8 protein-coding genes are annotated in these 12497 nt (G+C 44.2%); 5 read left to right on the top strand and 3 right to left on the bottom strand.

From position 1 onward, the window contains the following. Nucleotides 1-6 precede the first annotated feature (6 nt). The 3 genes from rpsI (at nt 7) to sspB (ending at nt 1844) form a co-directional block, all read left to right on the top strand. A complete protein-coding gene (gene rpsI, locus PTE_RS00305) occupies nt 7-399 on the top strand; it encodes a 30S ribosomal protein S9 (RefSeq protein ID WP_036842140.1) in 393 nt (130 codons plus the stop codon). Nucleotides 400-689: 290 nt separating this feature from the next. Continuing rightward, nucleotides 690-1331 carry a stringent starvation protein SspA gene (gene sspA / locus PTE_RS00310; protein ID WP_021323579.1) on the top strand — a complete coding sequence of 214 codons (642 nt, stop codon included), beginning with the start codon at nt 690-692 and terminating at the stop codon, nt 1329-1331. A 3-nt stretch (nt 1332-1334) separates the two neighbouring features. Continuing rightward, the gene (gene sspB, locus PTE_RS00315; protein WP_036842141.1) at nt 1335-1844 is read left to right on the top strand and encodes a ClpXP protease specificity-enhancing factor; all 510 of its coding nucleotides are present in this window, start codon (nt 1335-1337) and stop codon (nt 1842-1844) included. Between the two features lie 48 nt (nt 1845-1892). Here the strand turns inward: sspB and PTE_RS00320 are convergent, their stop codons facing one another. The 3 genes from PTE_RS00320 to gltB form a co-directional block, all read right to left on the bottom strand. Next, nucleotides 1893-2405 (bottom strand): hypothetical protein, encoded by a 513-nt coding sequence (locus PTE_RS00320; RefSeq protein WP_036842142.1) that lies wholly within the window; start codon nt 2403-2405, stop codon nt 1893-1895. A 226-nt stretch (nt 2406-2631) separates the two neighbouring features. Further along, nucleotides 2632-4050 carry a glutamate synthase small subunit gene (locus PTE_RS00325; RefSeq protein ID WP_036842143.1) on the bottom strand — a complete coding sequence of 473 codons (1419 nt, stop codon included), beginning with the start codon at nt 4048-4050 and terminating at the stop codon, nt 2632-2634. 9 nt (nt 4051-4059) lie between these two features. Beyond that, nucleotides 4060-8517 carry a glutamate synthase large subunit gene (gene gltB / locus PTE_RS00330; RefSeq protein ID WP_036842144.1) on the bottom strand — a complete coding sequence of 1486 codons (4458 nt, stop codon included), beginning with the start codon at nt 8515-8517 and terminating at the stop codon, nt 4060-4062. 745 nt (nt 8518-9262) lie between these two features. On the opposite strand from gltB, the gene arcB reads away from it, so the two are divergent. Both arcB and elbB read left to right on the top strand, forming a co-directional pair. Beyond that, nucleotides 9263-11605 (top strand): aerobic respiration two-component sensor histidine kinase ArcB, encoded by a 2343-nt coding sequence (gene arcB, locus PTE_RS00335; protein ID WP_036842145.1) that lies wholly within the window; start codon nt 9263-9265, stop codon nt 11603-11605. A 236-nt stretch (nt 11606-11841) separates the two neighbouring features. Continuing rightward, the gene (gene elbB, locus PTE_RS00340; protein ID WP_036842146.1) at nt 11842-12495 is read left to right on the top strand and encodes an isoprenoid biosynthesis glyoxalase ElbB; all 654 of its coding nucleotides are present in this window, start codon (nt 11842-11844) and stop codon (nt 12493-12495) included. Nucleotides 12496-12497: the final 2 nt, after the last annotated feature.

The raw sequence follows: 12497 nt of genomic DNA on the forward strand, positions 1-12497 counted from the left end.
TAGGCAATGGCTGAAAATCAATACTACGGCACTGGTCGCCGCAAAAGCTCTTCCGCACGTGTCTTTATTAAGCCAGGTAGCGGTAACATCGTCATCAATCAACGTAGCCTCGAAGTTTACTTTGGCCGCGAAACAGCACGCATGGTTGTTCGTCAGCCACTCGAGCTGGTTGATATGTTGGGTAAACTGGATCTGTACATCACCGTTAAAGGTGGTGGTATTTCTGGTCAGGCAGGCGCAATCCGTCACGGTATCACCCGTGCACTGATGGCATACGACGAAACTCTGCGTTCTAATCTTCGTAAAGCTGGCTTCGTTACCCGCGATGCTCGTGAAGTTGAACGTAAGAAAGTCGGTCTGCGTAAAGCACGTCGCCGTCCACAGTTCTCCAAACGTTAATTTTTTGTCTTTATGGCAATTACTTAATGTTAAAACCCGTCTTTATGGCGGGTTTTTTACTTAATTATCCATACACTTCCCCCAAAATGTACAAAATCTGGTAAACTAGTGCCAATTTTTGCCTCATCCATTTATCTGCTTACTATCTGAACGATAGCCATTGTGTCGAGTAGCGCATTCCGTATTCACCGTTGCGGCGCAGAAACATAAGGGGTGAGAATGAGTGAGTAGGAATAGTCGTTATAGCGTGGGACTATTCATTCCTTTTTTAGATAAACTTGGAGGTTTTCATGGCTGTCGCTGCCAACAAACGTTCGGTAATGACTCTGTTTTCAGGCCCGGCCGACATTTTTAGCCATCAAGTGCGAATTGTACTGGCGGAAAAAGGTGTCAGTGTTGAAGTTGAACAGGTTGAGGCCGGTAATTTGCCACAGGACCTTATCGATCTGAACCCTTATCAGACAGTTCCGACTTTGGTTGACCGTGAGCTGACGCTGTATGACTCCCGCATCATTATGGAATATCTCGATGAGCGTTTTCCTCATCCGCCATTAATGCCAGTGTATCCGGTTGCCCGTGGTTCCAGCCGTTTGATGATGCACCGCATTGAGAAAGACTGGTATTCCCTGATGCACACTATTGAGAAAGGTAATTCTCAGGAAGCCAATGCTGCCCGTAAACGATTAGCAGAAGAATTGCTGGCAGTAGCGCCAATATTTAAAGAGATGCCATTCTTTATGAGTGAAGAATTCAGTTTGGTTGATTGCTATCTTGCCCCTTTACTATGGCGTTTACCTGAACTGGGTATAGAGTTACCGAGTTCTGGCACCAAAGATTTACAAATTTACATGCAGCGTGTCTTTGAACGTGATGCATTCCTGGCTTCATTAACAGAAGCTGAACGTGAAATGCGCTTGCAATCCAGGAACTGATTTATGGAGTTGTCTCAAATGTCTCCTCGTCGTCCTTATTTGTTGCGTGCTCACTACGAGTGGTTACTGGATAATGATATGACTCCATATCTGGTTGTAGACGTGACTTTACGTGGAGTAAATGTACCAATGGAATATGCCCGTGATGGGCAAATTGTGCTGAATATAGCGCCGAGAGCTGTTGGTAATCTTGAGTTAACCAATGATGAAGTACGCTTCAATGCCCGTTTTGGCGGTATGCCCCGTCAGATTAATGTACCAATGGTGGCGGTTCTCTCTATTTATAGCCGTGAAAATGGGGCAGGAATGATGTTTGAGCCTGAAGCAGCTTATAAAGATGAATATCTTTTTGAGTCCACTTCAGGGAATGATAAAGCTGGCGCTTCTGCGACAGATAACCTGGTATTAGTTACGGATACCCTCCGCGATGCTGAAGATAATAGTGGAACTTCACCCGATGATGAGCCACCAAAACCGACAAGAGGGCGTCCTGCTTTACGGGTAGTAAAATGAGCGCTAACAAGGGGGCAACTTGCCTCCTTATTTTTTCAAATTTATTGATTAAAATTCCACATTGTAGGCTTTCTCTAGCTCCCAGAAACATTCTTCTACTCTGTTTTTAACTTCGTAGTCTGTGATAGACCCTAAGCTCTTTCTGACTTTATTGACAAACTCTATTTTATTCTCTCTGGTCTCAAGTTCTGGCGGAATTGTACAGATATCAGACAATGATATGTTATTTTCTTTATCAGCAGTAGCAAGGACATCAACGGGATTATTAATTAATGCCATAGAGAGTGCGTATTGCATCTCTTTGGAAAAATCCAGATGTATAGTTTGAGTTAATTTAAAAGCCAGTTTTATCCAGTCACGGTCACCAGTAGTAATTTTGTGAGTAATTTCTTGTCTGGCTCCCGTCTCCCCTAATTCTGCAACAACAGAGTTGATACCTCTATTGATAATCTCTTTGTTAATATTATCGGGTGTAACGTTTTGTGACAATGCAAGCGTCGGAAGAGTAGTACCAGTAAGCAACGTTAAAGACAAAAAAATTAGAGCTTTTATTATTTTCATTAACATTTCCAGGATTTATAGTTTAGTAAGCATAGTGTTACCTGAGTCGGATAGCTGGTAAAATCCACTCTGATAAGATGAAATGTACCTAAATGTTAATTATGACAGTAATAAGTACGGAATGTTCAATAAGCACATTCACTCTTTATATAAAAATAGTCCAGCTAATATAAATTATCGAGATGATAATAGGAAGGTTTGGGAGCTGGAAAGCTCCCTTTGTTTATTAGATATTGAGGTAATCGAGGATGCCTTGTGCAGCTTTACGTCCTTCGGCAATTGCGGTTACAACCAGATCTGAACCGCGAACGGCATCTCCGCCAGCAAATATCTGAGGATTGCTAGTCTGGAACGGAATGTCTGAGAACTCTGGTGCAACGATACGTCCCTGTTGATCCAGCGCTATTTTATGATCATTTAACCAGCTCATTGTATGTGGTTTAAAACCAAATGCCATAATCACGGTATCAGCTTCGAGCAGATGTTCGGAACCGGCGATAATTTCAGCCTGGCGGCGTCCATTTTCATCGGGTTTACCTAATTGAGTTCGTACCATTTTTATGCCACAGACTTGACCTGAACTGTTGATTTCAATGCTGAGAGGTTGCAGATTAAACAGAAATTCCACACCTTCTTCCCTGGCATTTTTCACTTCGCGGCGGGAGCCTGGCATATTAACTTCGTCACGGCGATAAGCACAGGTAACTGAAGCCGCTTTTTGGCGAATAGACGTTCTGACGCAATCCATCGCCGTATCGCCACCACCGAGAACCACGACCCGTTTACCTTGCATATCAATGAAAGGCTGTGATTGCAGGGGTGAATACCCCATCAAGTGCCGGGTATTGGCAATCAGAAATGGCAGTGCATCATAAACGCTATCAGCATCTTCATTTGCCAGTCCCCCGCGCATTGACTGATAGGTTCCTACACCAAGAAATACGGCATCAAACTGCTCTGTCAGCTCAGATAGGGCGATATCTTTGCCTATCTCAGTATTGAGCCGGAATTTAATTCCCATCTCAGAGAAAATTTCACGTCGGCGTACCATCACCTCTTTTTCCAGTTTAAACGCAGGTATACCAAAAGTGAGTAATCCGCCTATTTCCGGGTGGCGATCAAAAACGACTGCTTGTACACCATTACGGGCTAATACATCAGCACAGGCCAGCCCTGCGGGGCCTGCGCCAATAATCGCAACTTGTTTGCCTGTTGGCTGAACTTGTGACATATCGGGCTTCCAGCCCATAGCAATCGCTTTATCGTTGATGTAGCGTTCGATATTACCAATAGTGACTGCGCCAAACTCATCATTTAGGGTACAGGCACCTTCACAAAGGCGATCCTGTGGACAAACGCGGCCGCAAACTTCCGGCAGGCTGTTTGTCTGATGGGATAAATCAGCGGCTTCCATGATGCGCCCTTCATTGGCAAGTTTAAGCCAATTGGGAATGTAATTATGGACAGGACATTTCCATTCGCAATACGGATTACCACAGGAAAGGCAGCGATCTGCCTGTGTTTGTGCCTGAATTGCTGAAAATGACTCATAGATTTCCACAAATTCTATTTTGCGGATCTTCAGCGGTTTTTTAGGCGGATCGACGCGTTGTAAGTCGATAAACTGATAGACATTCTGGCTCATCTGGACTCCTTACTGCGCTTGAATTCGCAACTCTGCGGAAGAACGACTGCGATGTCCCAGCAGGGCTTTTACATCACTGGATTTTGCTTTCACAAGTGCAAATTTGCTCAACCACTGTTGCCAGTTAGCAAGAATATCTTCACCGCGCTGGGAACCGGTCAGGAGAACGTGTTCAGTGATAAGTCCTCTCAAATGTTCTTCGTGAATAGCTAAGGTCTCTACTGCCAGAACTTCTACCAGCTCTGGGTTAACCCGTTTGCGGAAATCATCATTTTCATCCAGAACATAGGCAAAACCGCCGGTCATTCCTGCACCAAAGTTTATTCCGGTGCGTCCGAGAATGCAGACGATACCGCCTGTCATATATTCACAGCCATTATCTCCGATACCTTCGACAACGGTAATAGCACCTGAATTGCGAACAGCGAAGCGTTCTCCGGCACGTCCAGCAGCGTATAACTTGCCTCCGGTCGCCCCATACAGACATGTGTTGCCAATGATGGTTGCCTGATGGCTTTTGAAGGCAGAACCGACAGGTGGGTGTATGACGATGCGGCCACCGGCCATACCTTTACCAACATAGTCATTGGCATCACCGATAAGTGTCAGCTCCAGACCGCCGGCATTCCAGACACCAAAACTTTGACCGGCAGTACCATTGAAATGAATTTTTATTGGAGCAGCGGCGACGCCCTGATTACCATAGCGGGCAGCGATAAAGCCAGAAAGAGAAGCCCCGACTGAACGATCGGTATTACGGATATCAAAATAGAAAGTTTTACTTTGTTGGTTCTCAATATAACTGGAGGCTTGAGCTAATAAGTTTTTATTCAATGTGCCATTATCAAATGGCGGGTTATTTTCAGTGCAATATAACGTTTTGCCCTGATGGGGTTCAGCTGTTGCCAAGAGCGGCTCAAGATTTAATTTGCTCTGTTTTGCTGAAATGCCTGCCAATACTTCCAGCAGCTCAGTTCGGCCTATTAAGTCAGTCAGATTTCTGACCCCTAATTCCGCCATGATCTCTCTGGTTTCACGAGCGATAAAATGGAAGTAATTTATTACCCGCTCAGGCAATCCGTGGTAATGGTCGCGGCGTAATTTCTCATCTTGCGTTGCAACACCGGTTGCACAGTTATTCAGGTGGCAGATACGCAGATATTTGCACCCAAGGGCAACCATGGGGCCGGTGCCGAAACCGAAACTTTCAGCACCAAGAATGGCTGCTTTGATAATGTCCACGCCGGTTTTCAACCCGCCATCTACCTGTAAACGGATCTTATGGCGCAATCCGTTGGCAACCAGAGCCTGTTGAGTTTCCACTAATCCCAATTCCCAGGGGCATCCGGCATACTTCACTGATGACAATGGACTGGCGCCAGTACCGCCATCGTAACCTGCGATAGTAATTAAATCGGCATAAGCCTTGGCAACACCCGTTGCAACGGTACCAACGCCTGGCTCTGAAACCAGTTTTACTGAGATCAGCGCATTGGGATTGATCTGCTTTAGATCGAAAATCAACTGAGCCAGATCTTCAATAGAATAAATATCGTGATGCGGTGGTGGAGAAATAAGTGTTACGCCTGGTACGGAATAACGTAGTTTTGCAATATACGGTGTGACCTTATCACCCGGTAATTGCCCGCCTTCTCCAGGTTTAGCACCTTGGGCCACTTTAATCTGAATCACATCAGCGTTGACCAGATAGGCAGGTGTTACACCGAACCGGCCGGAAGCAACTTGCTTGATACGGGAAACTTTTTTTGTACCATAACGTGCGGGATCTTCTCCGCCTTCACCGGAGTTGGAAAAGCCACCCAGCGTATTCATTGCTTCAGCCAGAGCTTCGTGTGCTTCAGGGCTTAATGCCCCAATCGACATTGCGGCGGTATCAAAGCGTTTAAACAGCGCTCCGGCGGGCTCCACTTCTTCAATGGGGATAGGTTCATCTTTTGTTTTTATCGCCAGCAAATCACGGATTGTGGTCACTGGACGCTGATTAACCAAGCGGCTATATTTCAAATAATCGCTGTATTCGCCACTGTGAACCGCAGATTGTAGTGTGCTTATGACATCCGGGTTATAAGCGTGGTATTCGCCGTTATGTACATATTTCAGTAACCCTCCCTGATCAACTGGATGGCGGGGAAGCCATGCACGTTTGGATAAGTTTCTCAGGTCCTGTTCAAAATCGCTGAAGTTAGCACCACCAATCCGGCTGACAACACCATTGAAGCAAAGCTCAGTTAATTCAGAATGTAAGCCGACAGCTTCAAACAGTTTAGAGCAACGATAGGAGGCGATAGTCGAGATGCCCATTTTCGACATGATTTTATATAGCCCTTTATTAATGCCATTGCGGTAGTTGAGCATGACATCAGCATAGGGTTTATTAATCGTGCCATTATCGACCATTTTGGCCAGTGATTCGTAAGCCAGATAGGGATAGATAGCGGTTGCACCAAATCCCAGCAGCACAGTGAAATGATGTGGATCACGGGCACTCGCAGTTTCTACTATCAGGTTGGTATCGCAGCGCAGGTTTTTTTCCACCAAACGGTGCTGAATGGCCCCGACAGCCATAGGAGCCGGTATGGGTAACTTCTCCTGCGTAATATTGCGGTCAGATAATACCAGCAATACTGCACCATCTCTGGCGAGCTGTTCAGCCTGGTCACACAATGCAAACAGCGCATTTTGCAGATGAGTTTCCTGCGGATTGAAAGTTAAGTCTACGTGTTCTGCACGATAGTGCGGACTTTGCTGTGTTGTTAATTGATGAAAATCAGAGTAGAGCAGAATAGGGGATTTAAAACTTAACCGATGCGCCTGTCCCTCAGCTTCACAAAATACGTTCATCTCCCGTCCAATGCAGGTGGTGAGAGACATAACATGCGCTTCGCGTAGTGGATCAATTGGCGGGTTAGTGACTTGAGCGAATTGCTGACGGAAATAGTCATAAATAATCCGTGGACGGCTGGAAAGTACAGCAAACGGCGTATCATCACCCATTGATCCCGTCGCTTCCTGACCATTCTCTCCCAAGACCCGGATAATTTGATCCAGTTCTTCATTACTGTAGGCAAATTGTTTTTGATAAACCGCCAGTGATTGATCGTTCAGATCCCGGTGACCAGCCTGATCTTCCAGTAATTCTTCAAATGGGATCAGGCGCTTGACGTTTTTATCCATCCATTCTTTATAGGGATGGCGGCTTTTCAGGTCATTGTCTGTTTCTTCTGCATGAAGGATACGGCCTTGGCGGGTATCAATTACCATGAGTTCACCGGGGCCGACTCGTCCCTTTTCTACGACTTCGTCAGGCTGATAATCCCAGATGCCGACTTCGGAAGCACAAGTGATCAGCTTATCTTTAGTAATGACATAACGTGCCGGGCGTAAGCCATTACGATCCAGATTACAGGCAGCATAGCGGCCATCTGACATGACGATACCGGCAGGACCATCCCAGGGTTCCATGTGCATAGAGTTGAAATCAAAGAAAGCGCGCAGATCCTCATCCATATCAGGATTGTTCTGCCATGCCGGCGGGACCAGCAACCGCATAGCACGGATTAAATCCATTCCGCCATTGAGAAACAGCTCCAGCATGTTATCCAGCGAGCTGGAGTCTGATCCTGTTTCGTTGACAAAAGGAGCCGCAGATTGCAGATCAGGGATAAGCGGGGTTTTGAATTTATAGGCTCTTGCCCGTGCCCACTGGCGGTTGCCGGTAATGGTATTTATTTCACCATTATGAGCGAGATAGCGGAAAGGCTGTGCCAATGGCCAACGTGGTACGGTATTGGTTGAGAAACGCTGATGGAACAGGCAGATTGCTGATTCTAATCGTAAATCAGCCAGATCAGGATAGAAACGGGGTAAATCTGCCGCCATGCACAGCCCTTTATAGATGGTCACCAGATTGGACAAACTACAAACATAAAAATCACTGTCGCTGATGCGTTTTTCTATCCGGCGGCGGGCAACGAATAAACGGCGTTCTAAATCACGGGCACGCCAGCCAGCAGGAGCATTAACAAAAATCTGTTCGATACGGGGGAGGCTGGAAAGGGCGATTTCTCCCAGAATATCACTGTTGGTCGGTACTTCACGCCAGCCAACGACTGACAGCGTTTCATTTTGCAGCTCCTGTTCGACTATTTCCCGGCAGTTTTGGGCAATCTGAGGATCCTGGCTGAGAAATAGCATACCGACTGCATAATTGCGGGCTAAACGCCATTCGTGCTCTTGTGCGACCATCCGAAAAAAACGGTCGGGTTTTTGCAGCAATAAACCGCAACCATCGCCGGTTTTACCATCTGCCAGAATTGCGCCACGATGTTGCATTCGTGCCAGTGCATGGATAGCGGTACGGACTACTTTGTGGCTTGGCTCCCCTTCAATATGGGCTATCAGTCCAAAGCCACAGTTATCCTTTTCTTGAGATTTGTTATACAGCATAGTGTGAACCTCCCCAGGTTCTGTCCGACTCTCACAGAAACTCACAGAAATTTGTGAGATGAATATTTTTACAGGCGTCTGAATTGCGCCCTCAATCAACTGCCACCTGTCTATTGACTATGAACAGGCGGTACTGAAATGGTATTGTGTCACTGCATAATTATGGTGCAGATGAGGATCTGACGGATGATTTCTAGTGACTTCTCAAGTTAACGAGAAATGCAGATCAGGTCAAATATAGCTGGGATAAGATAAATACAGGCAAAAAATAGAGTTAATTATATGATTTATAAATAAAAAAATTAATATGAAAGTTGTGTGATATAGATCATGTTAGAATTTTAATGTGAGTTATATCACTAATATTAGTGTAATATCTGTTTTGTATATACTGTTAAATGTTTATTTTTTGGATTTAAGTTCCGACAAATATAAACTAAATGGAATTAATATATATTTTTATTTTTTTATAAGAATAAAGTTTTATCTTTTTGTGGTTATTAAAAGAGTGAAAAAGAATTTTATGCTCATTTTGTCAATGAATTTGATTATTTATTCATGCTTAGATTGTGCGAAAAGACCGGCAGGGGTAAAAAGCCAGAATAATGTTTGGGAAGTCCTCATCAAAACTATTAAATAATACTATTGTTTTACTCGATCAACAATTTCTGTATTCCTTCAACGAAGTAGCGGACTTTTTACGGTATGATTCGGATTGGTCATATTTAACGGGAGTCTTTATGAAATGAAGCTGCTTAGGGGCCTGGCCCAATATTATGTTGATTTAATGATGAAATTGGGGCTAGTACGCTTCTCATTACTGCTTGCATCTGCGTTAGTTGTTCTTGCTATGAGTGTGCAGATGGTCGTCACTTTTCTGCTTCAGGGAGGAGTGCAAAGTATTGATTTAGTTCGCTCAATTTTCTTTGGTTTGTTAATTACTCCCTGGGCAGTCTATTTCCTTTCGGTTGTTGTTGAACAGCTTGAAGAATCCCGCCAACGATTATCCAAATTAGTTGAAAAATTAGAAGTGATGCGTCAGCGTGATCGGGAACTTAATCAGCAATTAAAAGACAATATTATTAAGCTGAATCAGGAAATCTCAGAAAGAGAAAAAGCTGAACAGGCGCATCTGATATTGCTGGATAAACTAAAAGAAGAGATGAAGCACCGTGAGCAGACCCAGATTGAATTGGAACAGCAATCTATATTACTGAAGTCTTTTCTCGATGCTTCTCCTGATTTGGTCTATTACCGTAATGAAAATAATGAGTTCTCTGGTTGTAACCGGGCGATGGAATTGCTGACGGGTAAAAGCCAGAAACAACTTGTCGGGCTAACACCAAATGATGTTTATGATAAAGAAGTTGCCCGCAAGGTGATGAAAACGGATGAAAAAGTGTTCCGTCATAATGTTGCCCTAACTTATGAACAATGGCTGGTTTATCCCGATGGACGAAAAGCCTGTTTTGAACTGCGGAAAGTCCCTTTTTATGATCGGGTAGGAAAAAGACACGGGCTTATGGGATTTGGGCGCGATATAACGGAGCGTAAGCGTTATCAGGACGCTTTGGAGAATGCAAGTAGGGATAAGACGACTTTTATCTCAACGATTAGCCATGAGCTTCGTACTCCTTTAAATGGCATTGTTGGTTTGAGCCGTATTCTACTTGATACTGAACTGACCTCTGAACAAAATAAATATCTGAAAACGATACATGTCAGTGCTATCACGCTTGGCAATATTTTCAATGACATTATTGAAATGGACAAAATTGAGCGGCGTAAAGTCCAGCTTGATAATCAGCCAATTGACTTTACCGGTTTTATGTCCGATCTGGAAAACCTCTCCGGGCTGCTGGTACAGCCGAAAGGGATTAAATTTGTGATGGAACCCGAGCTGCCATTACCTGCCAGAATCATGACAGATGGTACTCGCTTGCGCCAAATTCTGTGGAACTTGATTGGCAATGCAGTGAAATTTACTCAAAAAGGCGAGATTAATGTTCGAATCTGGTATGAAAAGGGTGAGCGTTTGTTGTTTGAAGTCACGGATACGGGGATTGGTATCCCACTTGATGAGCAAGAGAAGATCTTTGCGATGTATTATCAGGTGAAAGGCAGTCATGGTGGTTGTCCGGCAACGGGAACAGGTATTGGACTGGCTGTATCCAAACGTTTAGCTCAAAGTATGGGAGGCGATATTTTGGTGGAAAGTGAGCCGGGACAAGGTTCTCGATTTACACTCTCTATTATTGCTCCTGCTATGGAAGAGAGTCTGCCATGCAGAGAAGATACAGAAGATTGCCCACTTCCGGCTTTGCATATTTTGCTGGTAGAAGATATTGAGCTGAATGTGATCGTTGCTCGTTCAGTACTGGAAAAATTGGGTAACAGCGTAGAAGTCGTTATGAATGGTAAGGATGCTCTGGAAGTGTTCAAGCCAGGGGAGTTCGATCTGGTATTACTTGATATTCAGTTGCCTGATATGACCGGATTAGACATCGCCCGGGAATTACGTAAGCGATATGCCAAAAAGGATCTGCCCCCACTTATTGCGCTGACGGCAAATGTCTTAAAGGACAAAAAAGAATATCTGGATGCGGGCATGAATGGCGTGCTGAGTAAACCGCTGTCTGTGAATGCCTTAACGGCCATTATTGAACAATTCTGGGGAGAACAGTCTGTGCATTATATGAAGCCAGAAGAAGAGGAGTCAGGATTGATGAAAGATGAAGATTTACTTGATACAGAAATGCTTAATCAATACATCGAGCTGGTTGGACCTCAATTGATTCGCGATAGCCTGAGTGTATTTGAGAAGATGATGCCGGGGTACCTGTCTGTGCTGGAATCGAATATGACAGCTAAAGACCAGAAAGGCATCACGGAGGAAGCACATAAAATAAAAGGTGCGGCGGGGTCGGTTGGATTACTTCATTTACAACAACTGGCTCAACAGATTCAATCACCTGATTTACCTGCATGGTGGGACAATGTTCAGGAATGGGTTGATGAGTTAAAGCAAGAATGGAGAAACGATACGGAAATTTTAGGGGAATGGTTGGCAGGCGCTGAAAAAAAATAATCCCAACCGAGGTTGGGGTGCGCGAATACTGCGCCAACACCAGGGAAAACTTTTTACCCGCCTATCTGATGCATCTTTGTTGCGGCGAGTAAATGGGGAATTCTCCGTACATCATACAAGTACCAACATAGCAAAGATAAGATTTTTTGTTACAAGATTCATTAAAATCTGTGATGAAGATTGGTGTTTAACCCCCTAAAGGGTTAAGCAATAATCTACTACAAATGGAGTGAGCTATGAAATCAGTTGCGGTTGTCTTAAGTGGATGTGGTGTATTCGATGGTAGTGAAATTCATGAATCAGTATTAACTATGCTTTCTTTAGATCGTTTAGGTGTTAAAACGAGCTTTTTGGCACCTGATGCACCACAACTTCATGTTATTAATCATATTAGCGGTGAAGAAATAGACGGAGAACGTAACGTTCTACAGGAGTCAGCCCGTATTTCAAGGGGAAAAATCAAGTCTTTGTCACAAGCAAATGCAGATGAGTTTGATGCCCTGATCATTCCTGGGGGATTTGGTGTTGCAAAGAATTTATGTGACTTTGCTGCTAAGACAGTTGATTGCGAAATAAATAAATATTTATTAAGTTTAGTGAGGGCTATGCATAAACAACATAAACCTATGGGGTTTATGTGTATTGCACCGGTTATGTTGCCAAAACTACTTAATACACCGGTGAAACTAACGATTGGTAATGATCCTGAAACTGCTGCTCAGGTGGAGGAAATGGGAGGGATCCATATAGTTTGCCAGGTAAATGATGTTGTTGTTGATTTGGAAAACAAAATTGTTACAACTCCAGCCTATATGCTTGCTGAATCTATTTCTCAGGTGGAGGAGGGAATTGATAAACTTGTCAGGAAAGTATTGGAAATGACTGAGTAACT

The sequence above is a fragment of the Photorhabdus khanii NC19 genome (genome assembly GCF_000517265.1).
In the GTDB taxonomy this organism is placed as follows: domain Bacteria; phylum Pseudomonadota; class Gammaproteobacteria; order Enterobacterales; family Enterobacteriaceae; genus Photorhabdus; species Photorhabdus khanii.